This is a genomic window from Devosia sp. ZB163, from assembly GCF_028613635.1.
Lineage (GTDB): Bacteria > Pseudomonadota > Alphaproteobacteria > Rhizobiales > Devosiaceae > Devosia_A.
Genome location: NZ_JAQRMY010000001.1, coordinates 435,658 through 451,033, shown reverse-complemented (window position 1 = coordinate 451,033; position 15,376 = coordinate 435,658). Strand labels below are relative to the sequence as shown.

The following is a 15,376-nucleotide window of genomic DNA, read 5'->3' as shown; positions in this document are numbered from 1 at the left end:
TTCAGGAATAGGCGCCGGATCTGTCAGCGCCGCTGACCAGATCGCCGCCGACATAGACCGCAGCAAGGTTGGCCCGGCTCGCGGTGTAGAGAATTTGCTCAATCCTCTCAACCGGTTGCGCGCCGAACAGGCGGACGGTCCCCGCCGCTGCCGCGGGGTCTACAATAAGCGCATCGAAATGGTAGCCGGGCCGGAAAAGACCGATGTCGAGATCCAGCGCCACCCCACCACCCGCCGTGGCGAGGTGGAATGCCGTCAGCATGTCGACCCGCGAACCCGGGCGACCGCGCTCGCCTGCAGGGCGTTCCGCATCCACGCCATCGTCCAGCACGCGCGAGGCGGCGACCGTGGTGCGGCAGGCCTCGAGCATCGAGGCCGAAGGTCCGCCGGAGATATCGGTGCCGAGTCCGACATGGAGGCCCTTGTCGAGCGCCTTGCGCAGCGGGAAGACCGCATTGCCGAAATACATGTTGGAGAGCGCGCAGTGCGCAACACCGGCGCCCGCGGCGCGCACCTCATCCATGTCGGCATCGGTGAGAAAGACCGAATGGGCGAGCACGGTCTTTCTGGTCAGGAGCCCGAACTGCCTGAGCGCGTCGGTATCGGTGCGCCCGAAGCGCTCGAGCGCATAACCGTGCGCCCAGTCGCTTTCCGAGCAGTGTGTCTGCACGTGACAGCCGCATTCGGCAGCCAGCTGGCCGAGCCCCGTCAACGCCTCGTCCGTGCAGGACGGAATGAAGCGCGGCGTGATGACCGGCAGCACGCGGTCGTTGCCGGGCAGCGCCCGGATATGGTCGATCACAGCCCGAGTATCATCGATCGCCGCTTGCGGCGTGGCATCGCGATAGTAGTCCGGGCAGCTCTCGGCGAGGTCCATCACCACCTTGCCGACAAGGGCGCGCTGGCCTTGCGCGAGGCTGATCTCGGCCAGAAGCTCGGTCGCCTCGCGGTGGACCGTCGCGAAATAGAGCGCCGTGGTCGTACCGCCTGCGAGCAGGTCCGTCACCAGTGTGCCATAGGCCTCGCGGGCGAAATCGAGGTCGGCGTACCTCGCCTCGAGCGGGAAGGTGTATTTCTGCAGCCAGACCTCGAGCGGCTCGTCGAGGGCCAGCCCGAGCTGCGGGTATTGCGGGGCGTGGACGTGGAGGTCGACAAACCCGGGGAGCACAAGCTGGCCCGCCGGCAGTTCGACCGTCCCCTCCGGCACGCCCTCGGCAGCCGGAACGACACGGTCGATCCGTCCCTCCGCGTCGAGGCTGACGACGACATCGTCCAGCACCTCGATCTCGCCGCGCACGGGCGCATGGACGAAGGTGCCACGCAGGGCCCGCCCGCGCAGGCCCGTCACCACACCACCTTGTGCTGCTCGCCGGTCTGCACGTTGACGAAGCCCTCCGGGCAAGCCTCGCTCGGCGCCACCAGCACCCAGCGCCAGGGCGAGCAGGTGAGGGTGGCGAACTTCAGGTGCTCGGGGAATCCGGGCTTCCAGAGATTGTCGCCACCCGGCAGGTACATCCATTGAACCTCGGCGGCCGCGCGATAGAAGGCCTGCATGTCGGCATCATAGGCCTCGGCCGGCCGGGCCGTCATCAGCCCGCCGATCTCGAAGCGCATCTCGGCGACGATCTCGCCGCGATGGACGAGGACCCAGCCGCCATCGATCTCCTGCAACCGGTTTACCGCCTTGGCCATGGCGGCATCGGACGAGCCCACGCACCAGACATTGTGGCTGTCATGGGCGACCGAGGAACAGAGCGCGGTATCCGCATCGACTGGTCCGCAGCCGATCCAGAACATCGTCGCCACGGCCCCGTCACCGCGATAACGGTCGATCAGCGCCCATTTGGTGATCTGGTCGGCGGTGTCACGCTGCACCTCGCCATCGACCACCGGCAGGGTCCGGACCCAGAAGTCCTCGTTCCAGTGGAAGGGCCGCAGCACCGCCGCCTCCATGGTCTCGCGGCCCGGCTCGGCCTTGATGGCGAAGTCGGACGCCTCGAGCGTGCGCCCGATATTCATGGTCTTTCGGGCCCAGTCGGGCCACTCGATGGGCTCCTCAGGGCCGAGGAAGCGCTTGCCGTCCGACATCAGCCGACCATCGGCATAGACATGCCGGATCGACAGCGTCTGGACGTCGTCGAGCAATACTATGTCGGCATAGCGCCCCGGAGCGATCGAGCCGACCCACTGGTCGATGCGCATGTGGCGCGCCGGATTGATGGTGGCGCACTGGATCGCAATCTCCGGCTTCAGGCCATACTCGATGGCGAGCCGCACGTTGTAGTCGGACGCACCCTTTTCCAGCGTCTCGGTGGCCGAGCGGTCGTCGGTGGTGAAGGCGACGTTCTGCCAATCGTCCAACTGCTCGATCAGCTGGGGCATTATGACGTCATAGGAGAACGGCCGGAGCTCGGTGAAGATGCCGTGGCTCAGCCGCTCCCAGGCCTCCTTGAAGGCCCAGACCTCATGGTCGGAGGAGATGCCGGCGGCGGCGAAGGCGGAGAGATCATGCGGGTCGATCAGGCCCGAGCCGTGCCCCTCGACGACGCCGCGCTTCTCCATGGTAGCGCCGATCATGCCCCACATGCGCATGTAGCCGGGGTTCTGCGGGTCCCAGACGGCGGGCCAGTCCATCACCTCGTCGAGGCTGACCGTGCCCATGTCGTGCTCGAGAAAGCCCGCCTGCTCCTCGTAGCCGTAATAGCCGCCCGATTCCTCCCAGGCGCTGGGCGGGACGGCCGAGCCGGGCTGGATGAAGATCTTCAGCGGCGAGCCGAGCCCGCGCGCCTTCTGCCAGAATTCCTGGTTCCTGGGGCCATTGACGTTGGCGAACTCATGGCTCGCCTCGCAGGTCCAGGTGTTGCCGCGCGGAATGACCAGCGCCGCCTCGAACTCTGGCGTGATGTGGGTCGATTCGATGTGCTTGTGCACTTCGCCGAAGCCGGGAACGGCGCTGAGGTTCGGATAGCTCACCCGCGCCTTGACCTCGCCGCGGTAGCTGCCGCGCGGGCCGACATAGGCGATGCGGCGGCCGGAGACGACGATCTCCTGATCCTCGAGCCAATGGCGGGAGTGTACGGCAAGCAGGCGGCCGACCTCGATGACCAGATCCGCGGGGCGCCTGGCCAGCGCCACGAGGGTCAGATGCTGGCGCACAGCCACCTCATCCTCGGGGCTGAGGATCAAATCGTCGGGGACATTCATTGACGCTGTTTTCCGGGTGGCAACGGCTTTAGTAAAGCGGTTTACGACGCGGAGCGCAATGCGCCTGAAGAGGGACAGGCTTTCAGATGCGATGGTTTAGGCCGCGAGGTCCGCGACCACCGCGTCCAGTACCGGCCATCCCTTGTCGGTGACGCGGATGAAGCCGTTGGGCAGGGTTTCGACGAAGCCGATGGCCTTGAGTTCGGCGATCTGGCGATCGGAGATGGCGCGGCCGGCGATGCGGTGGAAGCGGCGCGGGTCGATGCCTTCGCGGAGGCGCAGGCCCATCACCAGCATCTCGTCGCCCTCCTCCTCCCAGGTGAGGATGTCGTCGGTGACGAGGCCGTGGCCACGGGCCAGCACCTTCTTGTGCCAGTCGAACGGCATCTTCTCGGTGGCGGTGGCGTGGCGCTGGTTGTTGATGAGCAACCGGCCGTGAGCTCCCGGGCCGACGCCGACATACTCCCCGTAGCGCCAGTAGATGAGGTTGTGGCGGCTCTCCTGGCCGGGGCGCGCGTGGTTGGAGATCTCGTAGGCGGGCAGGCCCGCCTTCTGGGTCAGCTCCTGCGTCAGCTCGTAGAAATCGGCACTCGTGTCCTCGTCGGGCATCTTGAGCTTGCCGGCCTTGAACAGGTCGTAGTAGCGCGTGCCCATCTCGATGGTGAGCTGGTAAAGCGACAGGTGGCCGGGCTCGGCCAGCCACAGCGCATCGGTCAGCTCGTCTTCCCAGTCCGCAAGGGTCTGCTTGGGCCGCGTGTAGATGAGATCGAAGCTCGAGCGCGGGAAGATCGACTGCGCCAGCCGCACCGCGGCAATGGCCTCGTCCACCGTGTGGCGGCGGCCGAGTTCGGCGAGCGGCCCCTCACGCAACGACTGCACGCCGAGCGACACGCGGTTGACGCCGGCGCTGCGGTAACCGCGGAAGCGGTTGGCCTCGACCGAGGTCGGGTTGGCCTCGAGCGTGATCTCGGCCTTGGGATCGATGGTCCAGTGCTGGGCGATGGCATCGATGATGCCCGCAACCGAGCGCGGATCCATCAGCGAGGGCGTACCGCCGCCGAAGAAGATCGACTGGACGACGCGGCCCTCGGTCTGGCGCGCGAAATGCGCGAGCTCGCGGGAGTAGGCCTCGACATAGGCGGGCTCGTCGAACTCACCGCGATGGACGTGCGAGTTGAAGTCGCAATAGGGGCACTTGGCCGCGCAGAAGGGCCAGTGGACATAAACGCCGAACAGCCCGTTCGAGCGCGGATCGACCGAATTGTGGCCAAGGGTCTCAGTGCTCAACGCCGCCTCCCAGTACATCGTCGACGAACTTGGAGAAGGCCTTGGCGCGGTGCGAAAGGCCGACCTCGCCAGGAGCCCAGGAGTGCTTCACCTCGGGCGCCATCTCGCCAAAGGTGATGTCGTAGCCTTTCGGCATGAAGACCGGATCGAAGCCGTGGCCGAGCACGCCGCGCGGCGGCCAGACGATCGTGCCGTCGATCTTGCCGACATAGAGCTGGTCGCGCCCGTCGGGATGCGCGAGGCAGAGCGTCGCGTTGAACGAGCCGCTGCGATCGGACGGACCCTGCGCGCCAGCGGCCTGCAGGGCATCCTCGACGCGGCGCATGCCGACCGAAAAGTCGCGGCCACTGGCGGTTTCGGCCCAGTTGGCGGTGTAGACGCCCGGCTTGCCGTCGAGCGCGTCCACTGCAAGGCCGGAATCGTCGGCCAGCGCGATGCAGCCGGCAGCCACGGCCGCGGCATGGGCCTTGATGCGGGCGTTATCGATGAACGTGGTGCCGGTCTCGTCGGGCTCGGGCAGTCCGAGCTCGCCGGCCGAGACGATGTCGAGCCCGAAGCCGTCGAGCAGCTCCTTGAACTCCTTGAGCTTGCCCGCATTGTGGGTCGCCAGCACGAGCCGGTCGCCACGCCGCAATGTGAGCTTGTCTGCCATCAGGAGAGTGCCGCCTTCTGGATGATGGTAAGCTCGGAAATACCCTTCTCGGCAAGCTCCATGAGATGGTCGAGCTCCGCCCGGCTGAAGGGCTCCTGCTCGGCCGTACCCTGGATCTCGACGAACTTGCCCGAACCGGTCAGCACGAAGTTGGCGTCGGTGTGCGCCTCGACGTCCTCGAGATAGTCGAGGTCGAGCACCGGGGTGCCGCGATAGATGCCACAGGAGATGGCGGCGACGGAATCGCGCAGCGGCTCGCCCTTGGTCAGGCCGCGCTCCTTGAGCCAGGAGATTGCGTCAGCCATCGCGACATAGGCGCCGGTGATCGAGGCAGTGCGGGTGCCGCCGTCGGCCTCGAGCACATCGCAATCGAGGGTGATCTGGTTCTCGCCCAGCGCCGCCATGTCGACCACGGCGCGCAGGGACCGGCCGATCAGGCGCTGGATCTCCTGCGTCCGGCCGGACTGCTTGCCGGCCGCGGCCTCGCGCCGGGTGCGCGTGTCGGTGGCGCGCGGCAGCATGCCGTACTCGGCCGTGACCCAGCCCAGCCCCGAGCCGCGCCGCCACGAGGGCAGGCTCGTCTCGACAGAGGCCGTCACGTAGACGCGCGTGCCGCCGAAGCTGACGAGGCAGCTGCCTTCGGCCTTGGGGGACACGTTGCGCTCGAGCGTCACTGCCCGCATCTGGTCTGGCTGGCGTCCGGAAGGGCGCATAGGCTCAAATCACCGTTCTTGGTTCTTGTTAACCGCCTCTTAACCCTCGCTGGGGTCGGGAACAAGGCAGCCCGGCTTGGCGTCACACCGCTTTCGGCCTAAATGGTGAACATGGCCGAGCGCAGCAAACCCTCCGAAGACGTTCTCGCGGTGCTCAACGCGCGCAGCCAGGATATTTTCCGCAAGCTGGTCGAACGTTACCTCGATACCGGAACGCCGGTGGCGTCGCGCGACCTGGCGCGCATGCTGAGCGTGGGGCTCAGCCCCGCCTCGGTGCGCAACGTCATGGCCGACCTCGAGGATCTGGGCCTCATCGCTGCGCCGCATACCTCGGCGGGGCGCCTGCCGACGCAGCAGGGCCTGCGCTTCTTCGTCGACGCCATGCTCGAGGTCGGCGCCGTCAACGAGGACGAGCGGACGCAGATCGCCAAGCAGATCCAGGGCCCGGCCGCCTTCGGCCAGGTCGAGGACCTGCTCACCGAGGCGAGCCAACTGCTGAGCGGGCTCAGCCACGGCGCGGGCGTCGTCATCGCCCACAAGGCCGATGTCGTCCTCAAGCATATCGAGTTCATCCGGCTCGACGCCGAGCGGGCGATGGTCGTGCTGGTGGGTGAGGACGGTTCGGTCGAGAACCGCATCATGCCATTGCCGCCGGGGCTCGCAGCGAGCGCGCTGGCTCAGGCATCGAACTACCTCGCGCATTTCGCGGTCGGCAAGACCGTGGGCGAGACGCTGAAGGCGCTGCGCGACCAGCGCGAGGCGACGCTGCACGAGCTCGACGAGCTGACGCGCAAGCTCGTCGAGGCGGGTCTTGCCACCCTCAGCAAGAACGGCGCGGCGCAGCCGCCGACCGTGATCGTGCGCGGCCGCGCCAACCTCATCAACGACGCCATGGAGTCCGAGGACCTGACGCGCGTGCGCCAGTTGTTCGACGAGCTCGAGAGCCGCGACGGGCTGATCGAACTGCTCGGGGATACCGAGATGGCGCAGGGGGTGAAGATCTTCATCGGATCGGAGAACAAGCTGTTCTCGCTCTCGGGAAGCTCGGTGATCCTCAGCCCCTACAAGGATGCCAACCAGAAAGTGGTGGGCGTGCTCGGCGTCATCGGCCCGACCCGGCTCAACTATGCCCGCATTGTTCCGGTGGTCGACTACACCGCAAATGTCGTCTCGGCCATGATGGCGAGGAAAGGCTGAGCCTGTCGGGAACCTTTCCCAAGGCTTGAATCTTCTCACTCATTGGCCGATATGCGGGGCAACGCGAGTAGCGACAGCATTTCAAGGTCCGAATGAAAGACAAATCGAGCAAGCCCGAGGACGTGAAGGCTGCAACCGCAGCCGAAACCGACATCAACGCCGAGGCGAACAAGCCGGCCGAAGAGGCCGCTGCGCCCGAGGCTGATCCTGTGGATGCCCTCAGGTCCGAGAACGCCGACCTGCGCGAAAGACTCCTGCGCACGGTTGCCGACATGGAGAACCTGCGCAAGCGCACCGAGCGCGAGATCGCCGACACGCGGTCCTATGCCATCGCCGGCTTTGCCCGCGACATGCTGACGGCGACCGATTCGCTCTCGCGCGCGCTCATGGTCCTGCCGGCCGAAGCGCGTGAGAGCGCCGACGGCACGACCAAGTCGCTGATCGAAGGCATCGAGATGACCGAGCGGGAGATGCAGCGGCTGCTGGCCAAGCACGGCGTGAAGCCGATCGAGGCCGAAGGCCAGAAGTTCGACCCGCACAAGCACCAGGCGATGTTCGAGGTCCCCGATCCGTCTCGCCCCGACGGCACCGTCGTGCAGGTGGTGCAGTCCGGCTTCTCGATCGGCGACCGCGTGCTCCGCCCGGCCATGGTCGGCGTCTCCAAGGGCGGCGGGCCCAATGGCCAGCCGGCCGAAGGCAGCGTCGACAAGAGCGCCTGAGGCATCAGGCACTGGAATTGAAAAAGGGCGTCCATCGGGCGCCCTTTATTCGTTTCGGTCGATGGCAATCGGCTTTCTTTTCGGAAGGAGCTCTGGCTCACTGCCCGCCACCAGAGGAGAAAACCCCATGCGCTACATGATCATCGTCAAAATGACCGAGCCCTCCCCGCCGCCAAGTCCGGAGATGCTGGCGGCCATGGGCAAGCTGAACCAGGAGATGGTCGAGGCCGGCGTGCTGCTGGGCGGCGAGGGATTGCAGCCGTCGAAGAGCGGCGCCAAGGTGAAGATGGAGGGGGGCAAGCTCGTCGTCAGGGATGGCCCGTTCACCGAAGCCAAGGAACTGATCGGCGGCTTCTGGATCATCAAGGCCGATTCGCTCGAGGAAGCGGTGGGCTGGGTGAAGAAGATCCCGATGTGGAACGAGGGCGAGGAAGTCGAGGTCCGCCGTGTGTCGGAGGTCGAGGACTTCATCCATGACGACATCTCCGCCGAGGCCCTCGACCGGGAGAAGGCCCAGCGCGAAAGCGGCGCCTGGCCGGAGAACCGCTGAGCAGGCGGGCGGTCCGTCTTCGTGAACAGGCCGCCCCTTATGCTCTCAGCGACTGGAGCGCTGCGGCCCGAGGGCAAGGCCGAACAGGTCGCGTGCGGCCTGGAGGATGGAGGGCCGCGGCCACTCGGTCGTGGCGACGGGCTCATCCGGCATCAGCTTCTCGGTTCGCTCGAAATCCCGGCCCCAGTGCTGGCGGAACGCATCCTTGTAGAGAAAGCTCGCGGGGATCATAGCAAGTCTCCTTTCGGCTTGAACCGATTCAAACGACAGGCGCAGCTGCGTCTTGAATCGGTTCAAATGATAGGCCGATACACACTCGAGTCAAGCAGAAATTGAACCGATACAAGAGAGGTGCTATATGATAAGGCAAACAAGGCAGGAAGGCTGGCAATGGCGCGTGATCTGGTCCGTCTGAGCGACGTGGCAAAAGCCGCGGGCGTATCGCAGGGAACCGCATCGAACGTGTTCAGCCGACCCGACCTGGTGCGCCCCGAGGTACGCGAGCGCGTCAAGGAAACGGCCAAGAAGCTGGGCTATGCCGGGCCTGACCCGCGCGGTCGGCTGCTGCGGGCGGGAAAGTCCAACGCCATCGGCGTCGCCACGGCCGAGCCGCTTTCCTACTTCTTCGAGGATCCCTTCGCGCGCCTCCTCATGCAGGGCATCTCCGAAGCCTGCGACAAGCACGGCGCGGGACTCGCCCTCGTCTCGACGCAGAACGAGGAGCGCCTCGCCTGGAACATCCAGAGCGCGCTGGTCGACGGCTTCGTGCTGCTCTGCATCGACAATGGCGAGAAGCTGGTCGAGCTCACGAGGGAGCGCCAGTTGCCCTTCGTCGCATTGGCGCTGGGCAAGCCCGACGAGACGGTGTCGGCCATCGGCATCGACGACTATGCCGGCGCCCAGCTCGCTGCGCGGCATCTCGCCGAACTAGGGCACCGGCGCTTCGGCGTCCTCGCCCTCGAGCTCGACGAAGTGCATGAAGGCCCAGTCGGCGAAGCTCAGCTGGCCGCCGCCACCTATTCCACCACGCGCGAGCGCGCCACGGGCTATCTCGAGGAGCTGGCGCTCTATGGCGTCGAGCGGGACCGGATCCCGGTCTACGAGACGCGCAGCACGCGGGACAGCGTACGCCGTGGGCTCGACCACATCCTCACCGGGGCCGAACGGCCGACAGCGATTCTCGCCATGTCGGACCGGGTGGCGATGTTCGCCATCGAGGAACTGGCGGCACGCGGTCTGCGGGTCCCCGAGGATATCTCGATCGTCGGCTTCGACGGCGTGCCGGAGGCCGCGACTTGCATCCCGCCGCTAACCACGGTGGCGCAGCCCATCGCCGAGATCGGGCGGCGTGCGGTGAAGGCCATCCTCGAGGGCGACGGCTCCGTGCACCGGGAGACCCTGCCGGTCGAACTGATCGTCCGGGAATCGACACGCGCGGCATCGTGACTTGCATCCGGCCGCCCACGCGCCCAGATTCCACCCATGCGCACGCTCATCGTCGCCTTTGCCATCATAGCAACTGCCACCAGCGCACAGGCCTACTGCTATTCAGTGCCCGATGACGCCAGCAGTTCCTATGTCGAACGCGGACTGGACCGCACGGTCTGCATCCAGCGCCAACTGGAGCGCTCGACCAATGATCGGGCCGTGCAGACCCAGCTCGATACCGCGATCAGCAAGATGCAGCGCGACATGCAGCAGCAGAAATTCATGCTGCAACAGCTGCAGACCTACAACCCGCCGGGTCTCGGGCGACCGTTCCTGCCCTAGCTATTCGGCGGCGGCGCGAGCGAAGTCGTCCTCGAGCAGCGGTGTCTCCTCGACATACCGATCGAGCCGGTATGGGCGGAGGGGGGCCTTGGCCACCTGGTTGCGGCCGCCCTGCTTGGCCTTGTAAAGCGCCGCATCGGCAGCCGACAGCAGATCGGTGACGCTTTGCGAGGTGTGGGGCAGCGAGGCGACGCCGAAGGACGCGCTGATCTCGGCGCCGTGGGTGTTGCCCAGCTCCTCGATCCTCAACCGCAGGACCTCGGCCTTGTCAGCAGCCCGCTCCAGCGGGCAATCGGGCAGGATGACAACCAGTTCCTCGCCGCCGAAACGGCACACGATGTCGGTCTCGCGCAGCGAGCCGGTGATGGTCAGCGCCGTGTCGCGCAGCACCTGATCGCCGAAGGCGTGGCCATGCTCGTCGTTGAGCCGCTTGAAGTGGTCCAGGTCGACCATGATCAGCGACACTTCGCGGTTCTCGCGCTCGGCGAGACGGACGAAGCGCTGGAGGCAATCTTCCATGTAGCGGCGGTTGTAGAGCCCGGTCAGCGGATCGCGGAGCGCCTGGTTCCTCAGTTTCTCGCGCAGTGCCATGTTGGCGAGAGCGAGGCTCATGCCGTCGGCCAGGGCGGAGCCCAGCCCGGTAACATGATCGAGGCGGTCGAGGGCACTGACGCCCGAAGCGAAGAGCTGCAGCAGCCCGACAATCTCGCCACGGGCAATCATCGGGATCTCGAGCGTCGTCTCGGTCCCGACATGGTGGGCGCAGCACAGCTTGCTGCCGTCGCCATGGTTGAGGTGCGGCTTGCCGCGCTTCAGGCCCCAGCAGCTCGTCGGGTTGATCGTCTCGGGCAGGCCGTCGTTCTCGGCACGGCCCCAGGTGGTGGAGAGGACGAGCCGGTCGCGCGAATTGTTGAAGACGTAGAGCGCACCGGAGAAGCCGGGCACGAGGTCGGCGGCCGTGGCCTTGAGCACGGCGTTGGCATCGGCGTGGTCCGAAGCGCTCTGCAACACGTCCGCCATCTCGAACAGGCGCGCCACCTGGACGCGCGAGCGATCGGCCGACGCCACCGCGGCGGCGCGCTTGTCGGCCTCGCTGACGCTGGAGCGGAAGGCATAGAGCAGACCAAGGATGGCCAGAAGGCCGGCGGCAAGCTGCATGAGCAGCACCATGAGAGTGCCGACCTTGATGCGATCGTCATGCATGGCGAGGAGGCTGTCGGAGCGCAACAGCACACGCCTGACTTCCTCGCCGATCCTCTCGAGCACCAAGCTGGTGCGGTTGGTGGCGATGAGGGTCCGCCCTGCTTCTGCACGCCCCTCGCTGGCCAGCGCAATCGCCTCGCTCCAGGTCGCGATCAGCTCCTCGGCCAGAACCTTCGCCGAGCGCCCGGCCTCGATGCCGAGGATGATCGGGGGCAGATCGTCGAGAATGTCGGTTGCGCCGCCGGTCAGCCGCGCGACCTCGGCCAGGTGGAGGCGAAGGGCGTTCACTTCGCCGGCAAGGTAATGCAGCACGGCACCGTCGGCCGCGACCATCGATTGATGCACCGTCTTCAGCCGCTGGCCATGGGCGCGCAGCTCGGCCATGGTCAACTGCTGCGAGCTGACATGGGCAAACCCGAAGATCGCGGTGGCCACCAGCGTGAAAACGAGAACGATCGTCGCCAGCGAAAGCACGCGCGAACGATGCCGCACGGGTGGCGCGGTCCGCTCAGTCTTGCTGTCGAAGCTGGCAAACATGACTCGGAGCCCCCAGGCGCCTCACGTATCCAGCGATGATGCCCGAGATCGGATCCATTGCGACCGCCATCGGGAGAATCGCTTAGCGACGGGTGAAGGCGCGTGGTGAAGCATGCGGTTACCGAATCGCTAAAAAGTCTCGGATCGGCGGGGCCGTTCGACTACGTTACGAAAATCTGGCTCATTTCTCCGCCGCGATGTCGAACGTGCCCGCTGCCGCTCGACCAGCTGATGCGAACCAAAGGAGCTGGCCCGATGAGATATATCTGCCTCGTGCATTTCGATGTTGCGGCGACATTCGCCGGCATGAGCGAAACCCAGCGCGCGCAGCTCGATACCGATTCTCTCGCCTATGACGAAGAACTCGAGGCGAGCGGCAACCTCGTCGTCGCCGAGGCGCTGCAGCCGCCCGAGGAGGCGGTGCTGGTGCGGGTCCGCGACGGGCGCATGTCGACGACGGACGGGCCTTTCGTCGAAACCAAGGAGCAGCTCGCAGGCTTCATCCTGATCGAGGCGCGCGACCTCAACGACGCGATCCGGATCGCCGCCGGCATTCCCCTCGCCAAGCACGGCACCATCGAGGTGCGCGCCATGTACGAGATTCCGCGACATGACCAGCAGCCCGACTGAAATCGAGCGCATCTGGCGGGAAGAATCGCGCCGCGTGCTGGCCACGCTGATCCGCCTGCTCGGCGATTTCGACCGGGCCGAGGAAGCGCTCAACGATGCTTTCCTCGCGGCCGCCGAGCACTGGCCGCGCCAGGGCATCCCCGCCAACCCGCGCGCCTGGCTGGTGTCTGCGGGCCGCTTCAAGGCGATCGACAAGATGCGCAGGCGGGCCAAGCTTGCCGCGATCACCGCGGAACTCTCCCTGCCCGACGAGGAGGCGGAAATGGCACCCGAGGCCGAACCCATTGCCGACGACCAGCTGCGGCTGATCTTCGTGTGCTGCCACCCGGAGCTGCCGCCCGATGCGCAGGTGGCGCTCACCCTGCGGGAGACCTGTGGGCTCACGACCGAGGAGATCGCGGCGGCCTTCCTCACCAAGCCCGCGACTATCGCGCAGCGTATCGTGCGTGCCAAATCCCGCATCCGCGAGCTGGACCTGCGCTACGAGGTGCCGGAGGCGGCCGAACTGCTGCCGCGCATCGATGCGGTGCTGCGGACGATCTACCTCATCTTCTCCGAAGGCTATTCGGCAAGCCACGGGGTGAGCGCTGTCCGCGCCGATCTCTGCCGCGAGGCCATACGGCTGGTGCGGCTCCTCCGTGAGTTGCTGCGGCAGGAGGAGCCCGAGGTCGAGGGGCTGCTCGCGCTCATGCTGCTGCAACATGCGCGCCAGGCCGCCCGCACCGACAGCGAGGGCAACATCGTCCTCATCGCCGACCAGGACCGTTCGCGCTGGAACGGGACCGAGATCGCCGAGGGCGTCAGGCTCGTCGAGCACATGATGTCCCGGTCTCCCCTGACGGCCTATGTCATCGAGGCCGCCATTGCGGCGGTCCATGCCACCGCCCCCAGTGGCGAGGCGACCGACTGGGGCGAGATCGTGCACCTCTACGACCTGCTGCGGCGGGCCGATCCCTCACCCGTGGTGGCGCTCAATCGTGCCGTGGCGGTCGCGATGCGGGATGGGCCCGAGGCGGGCCTCTTCGAGATCGAGCACCTCCTCGAATCAGGCGTACTCGCCAGTTTCCGCTACACCCATGCCGCTCGGGCCGACTTGCTGCGCCGGCTTGGCCGGACTGAGGAAGCGCGCTCGGCCTACGAGACCGCGCTCGCACTCACCCAGCAGGCGGCGGAGCGGCGCTTCATCGAAGGCCGGTTGCGGGAGCTCTCGGCCTTCCTGCACTGATCCGCTTTATGCCCGCGCGACGCGGGTGCGGCTCTCGGGCAGGACGCGATGGGGCGGCTGGGCCCCGTCGATGAAGGCGCGGATGTTGACGATGACGATCTCGCCCATCTCGAGCCGTGCCTCGAGGGTGGCCGAGGCCATGTGGGCGGTGAGCACCACCTTGTGGTCGCGCGCCAGTTGCAGCAGCTGCGGGTTGAGGCCGGTGCGGTTCTCGAACACGTCGAGCGCCGCCCCCGAAAGCTGCCCGGTCTCGATGGCGGCAATCAGCGCGGCTTCGTCGACGAGCTCGGAGCGCGAGACGTTCACCACATAGGCGTCCCGCTTCATCCGGCCGATGCGGTCGGCGTTGAGGATGTGGTGGGTCGCACGGCTGAGCGGGGTGTGGAGCGAGACGATGTCGACCTCGGCCACCATGTCGTCGAGCGATTCCCAGTAGGTCGCGCCCACGGCCTCTTCCGCCTGCGGCGGGCGGCGGTGGCGCGAGAAATAGTGGATGTTGAGCCCGAAGGTGCGGGCCCGGGCAGCTACGGCGGTGCCGATGCGGCCCATGCCGACGATGCCGAGGGCCTTGCCACGCAGCCGTCGTCCCAGCATCCAGGTCGGCGACCAGCCGGGCCATTCGCCGGTCTGGGGCAGGACTTCCGCGCCCTCGACGAGCCGGCGCGGCAGGGCCAGCATCAGCATCACGGCCATATCGGCCGTGTCTTCGGTCAGCACCGAGGGTGTGTTGGTGACGGTCAGCCCGGCCGCATAGGCCGCCTCGATGTCGATATTGTCGAAGCCGTTGCCGAACTGGGCGATGAGCTTGACCGACGACGGCAGCCGCGCGATCAGTGCCGCATCGATGGGATCGTTGATCGAGGTGACGAGTACGTCGTTGCCCTCGGCCCCTTCGATTATGGCATCGGCACTCAGCACGCCGTCGACAGGCTTGCAGGTCATTTCGAACAGCGTCGCCATCCGCGCCTCGATCTGCTCGGGCAGGCGGCGGGTGACAAAAATCTTGGGTCGGCTGAGGGTCAAATCTGCTGCCTTTCAGCGACCATTAAGGTCTTTTGCCTAGTGATAGGAAAAAAGCACACCCCTGCAAAGTCATGTTCGGCACAGTCAGCTCCATGCTCCTCTCGAGGCGCTTCACCGGGCGGCAGATCAAGCTGATTCTGCGCGCCGCCGTCGTCGCCCTTCTCGCCCTTCCGGCGCCGGTTTCGTTCGCCGCGGAAGGCCCCAGTGGCCTGCCGCTGCCGCGTTTCGTCACGACGCGCTCCAACCCGATCAATGTCCGCGTCGGCCCCGGCACCAAGTATGACGTGGCCTGGGTCTACGTGAAGTCCGGAACGCCGGTCGAGATCATCCAGGAGTTCGACACGTGGCGGAAAATCCGCGACGTCGACGGCTCCGAGGGCTGGCTGCACCAGAACCTCCTCGTCGGCAGTCGTGCCGGCGTCGTCGCGCCGTGGAAGCCGGCCGGCGAGCAGGTGGCGCTGAGGCGCAGCGCCGGCGATGATTCGGGCGTCCGCGCCTGGCTCACGCCCAACTTCCGGGTCGCGATCAAGGAATGCGACGGCCAGTGGTGCAAGGTGGTCGCCACGGCCCCCGCCGTCACCGGCAACCCGCAGAGCTTCGACGGCTACCTGCGCCAGGAGGAACTCTGGGGCGTCTACAAGGGCGAATCGTTCGACTGACGGCACC

Annotated in this window: 16 protein-coding genes; 8 read left to right on the top strand and 8 right to left on the bottom strand. The window is 66.6% G+C overall.

All coding sequences use genetic code 11. The features are described 5' to 3' along the window. Window position 1 precedes the first annotated feature (1 nt). The 5 genes from guaD to rph form a co-directional block, all read right to left on the bottom strand. Window positions 2-1,348, bottom strand: a complete 1,347-nt coding sequence (gene guaD / locus PRN20_RS02235) for a guanine deaminase (RefSeq protein ID WP_273955421.1) — start codon at window positions 1,346-1,348, stop codon at window positions 2-4. Further along, window positions 1,345-3,204 (bottom strand): adenine deaminase, encoded by a 1,860-nt coding sequence (locus tag PRN20_RS02230; protein ID WP_273955420.1) that lies wholly within the window; start codon window positions 3,202-3,204, stop codon window positions 1,345-1,347. The genes guaD and PRN20_RS02230 overlap by 4 nt, the downstream gene beginning before the upstream one ends. Window positions 3,205-3,300: 96 nt before the next feature. Then, window positions 3,301-4,491, bottom strand: a complete 1,191-nt coding sequence (gene hemW / locus PRN20_RS02225; RefSeq protein ID WP_273955419.1) for a radical SAM family heme chaperone HemW — start codon at window positions 4,489-4,491, stop codon at window positions 3,301-3,303. After that, window positions 4,481-5,143 (bottom strand): non-canonical purine NTP pyrophosphatase, encoded by a 663-nt coding sequence (locus PRN20_RS02220; protein ID WP_273955418.1) that lies wholly within the window; start codon window positions 5,141-5,143, stop codon window positions 4,481-4,483. The genes hemW and PRN20_RS02220 overlap by 11 nt, the downstream gene beginning before the upstream one ends. Beyond that, window positions 5,143-5,856, bottom strand: coding sequence for a ribonuclease PH (gene rph / locus PRN20_RS02215; protein WP_273955417.1), 714 nt, complete (start codon window positions 5,854-5,856; stop codon window positions 5,143-5,145). Before rph ends, PRN20_RS02220 begins: the two co-directional genes overlap by 1 nt. A 111-nt stretch (window positions 5,857-5,967) precedes the next feature. Here rph and hrcA point away from each other — a divergent pair, with 111 nt between their 5' ends. From hrcA to PRN20_RS02200, 3 genes are all read left to right on the top strand, one after another. Continuing rightward, a complete protein-coding gene (gene hrcA, locus PRN20_RS02210; RefSeq protein WP_273955416.1) occupies window positions 5,968-7,053 on the top strand; it encodes a heat-inducible transcriptional repressor HrcA in 1,086 nt (361 codons plus the stop codon). 92 nt (window positions 7,054-7,145) lie between these two features. After that, the gene (gene grpE, locus PRN20_RS02205) at window positions 7,146-7,772 is read left to right on the top strand and encodes a nucleotide exchange factor GrpE (RefSeq protein WP_273955415.1); all 627 of its coding nucleotides are present in this window, start codon (window positions 7,146-7,148) and stop codon (window positions 7,770-7,772) included. Between the two features lie 127 nt (window positions 7,773-7,899). Then, complete coding sequence (locus tag PRN20_RS02200; protein ID WP_273955414.1) at window positions 7,900-8,322, top strand: YciI family protein; 423 nt, start codon at window positions 7,900-7,902, stop codon at window positions 8,320-8,322. Window positions 8,323-8,367: 45 nt separating this feature from the next. Here PRN20_RS02200 and PRN20_RS02195 read toward each other — a convergent pair whose 3' ends face one another. After that, window positions 8,368-8,553, bottom strand: a complete 186-nt coding sequence (locus PRN20_RS02195) for a hypothetical protein (RefSeq protein WP_273955413.1) — start codon at window positions 8,551-8,553, stop codon at window positions 8,368-8,370. A 159-nt stretch (window positions 8,554-8,712) separates the two neighbouring features. Here PRN20_RS02195 and PRN20_RS02190 point away from each other — a divergent pair, with 159 nt between their 5' ends. Together PRN20_RS02190 and PRN20_RS02185 are read left to right on the top strand one after the other, a co-directional pair. Then, window positions 8,713-9,768 (top strand): LacI family DNA-binding transcriptional regulator, encoded by a 1,056-nt coding sequence (locus PRN20_RS02190; protein ID WP_273955412.1) that lies wholly within the window; start codon window positions 8,713-8,715, stop codon window positions 9,766-9,768. 36 nt (window positions 9,769-9,804) lie between these two features. Continuing rightward, entirely contained in the window at window positions 9,805-10,092 is a 288-nt protein-coding gene (locus PRN20_RS02185) for a hypothetical protein (protein ID WP_273955411.1), read from the top strand. Here the strand turns inward: PRN20_RS02185 and PRN20_RS02180 are convergent, their stop codons facing one another. Beyond that, window positions 10,093-11,832: a GGDEF domain-containing protein gene (locus tag PRN20_RS02180; protein WP_273955410.1), complete on the bottom strand. Its 1,740-nt coding sequence runs from the start codon at window positions 11,830-11,832 to the stop codon at window positions 10,093-10,095. It lies immediately after the preceding gene. A gap of 255 nt (window positions 11,833-12,087) precedes the next feature. Here PRN20_RS02180 and PRN20_RS02175 point away from each other — a divergent pair, with 255 nt between their 5' ends. Continuing rightward, the gene (locus PRN20_RS02175) at window positions 12,088-12,462 is read left to right on the top strand and encodes a YciI family protein (RefSeq protein ID WP_273955409.1); all 375 of its coding nucleotides are present in this window, start codon (window positions 12,088-12,090) and stop codon (window positions 12,460-12,462) included. After that, the gene (locus PRN20_RS02170) at window positions 12,443-13,687 is read left to right on the top strand and encodes an RNA polymerase sigma factor (RefSeq protein WP_273955408.1); all 1,245 of its coding nucleotides are present in this window, start codon (window positions 12,443-12,445) and stop codon (window positions 13,685-13,687) included. The genes PRN20_RS02175 and PRN20_RS02170 overlap by 20 nt, the downstream gene beginning before the upstream one ends. A gap of 6 nt (window positions 13,688-13,693) precedes the next feature. Here PRN20_RS02170 and PRN20_RS02165 read toward each other — a convergent pair whose 3' ends face one another. Beyond that, on the bottom strand, window positions 13,694-14,710 hold the full coding sequence (locus PRN20_RS02165) for a 2-hydroxyacid dehydrogenase (RefSeq protein WP_337956205.1): 1,017 nt from the start codon (window positions 14,708-14,710) through the stop codon (window positions 13,694-13,696). Between the two features lie 92 nt (window positions 14,711-14,802). Here PRN20_RS02165 and PRN20_RS02160 point away from each other — a divergent pair, with 92 nt between their 5' ends. Then, window positions 14,803-15,369, top strand: coding sequence for an SH3 domain-containing protein (locus PRN20_RS02160; RefSeq protein WP_273955407.1), 567 nt, complete (start codon window positions 14,803-14,805; stop codon window positions 15,367-15,369). Window positions 15,370-15,376 lie beyond the last annotated feature (7 nt).

Excerpts from the sequence above, each read along its gene's own strand:
- PRN20_RS02230 (WP_273955420.1), bottom strand. The coding sequence starts at position 3,204 with ATGAATGTCCCCGACGATTTGATCCTCAGCCCCGAGGATGAGGTGGCT.
- PRN20_RS02200 (WP_273955414.1), top strand. The coding sequence starts at position 7,900 with ATGCGCTACATGATCATCGTCAAAATGACCGAGCCCTCCCCGCCGCCA.
- PRN20_RS02195 (WP_273955413.1), bottom strand. The coding sequence starts at position 8,553 with ATGATCCCCGCGAGCTTTCTCTACAAGGATGCGTTCCGCCAGCACTGG.
- PRN20_RS02185 (WP_273955411.1), top strand. The coding sequence starts at position 9,805 with ATGCGCACGCTCATCGTCGCCTTTGCCATCATAGCAACTGCCACCAGC.
- PRN20_RS02190 (WP_273955412.1), top strand. The coding sequence starts at position 8,713 with ATGGCGCGTGATCTGGTCCGTCTGAGCGACGTGGCAAAAGCCGCGGGC.
- PRN20_RS02220 (WP_273955418.1), bottom strand. The coding sequence starts at position 5,143 with ATGGCAGACAAGCTCACATTGCGGCGTGGCGACCGGCTCGTGCTGGCG.
- PRN20_RS02180 (WP_273955410.1), bottom strand. The coding sequence starts at position 11,832 with ATGTTTGCCAGCTTCGACAGCAAGACTGAGCGGACCGCGCCACCCGTG.
- PRN20_RS02175 (WP_273955409.1), top strand. The coding sequence starts at position 12,088 with ATGAGATATATCTGCCTCGTGCATTTCGATGTTGCGGCGACATTCGCC.
- hrcA (WP_273955416.1), top strand. The coding sequence starts at position 5,968 with ATGGCCGAGCGCAGCAAACCCTCCGAAGACGTTCTCGCGGTGCTCAAC.
- rph (WP_273955417.1), bottom strand. The coding sequence starts at position 5,856 with ATGCGCCCTTCCGGACGCCAGCCAGACCAGATGCGGGCAGTGACGCTC.
- PRN20_RS02170 (WP_273955408.1), top strand. The coding sequence starts at position 12,443 with ATGACCAGCAGCCCGACTGAAATCGAGCGCATCTGGCGGGAAGAATCG.
- grpE (WP_273955415.1), top strand. The coding sequence starts at position 7,146 with ATGAAAGACAAATCGAGCAAGCCCGAGGACGTGAAGGCTGCAACCGCA.
- PRN20_RS02160 (WP_273955407.1), top strand. The coding sequence starts at position 14,803 with ATGCTCCTCTCGAGGCGCTTCACCGGGCGGCAGATCAAGCTGATTCTG.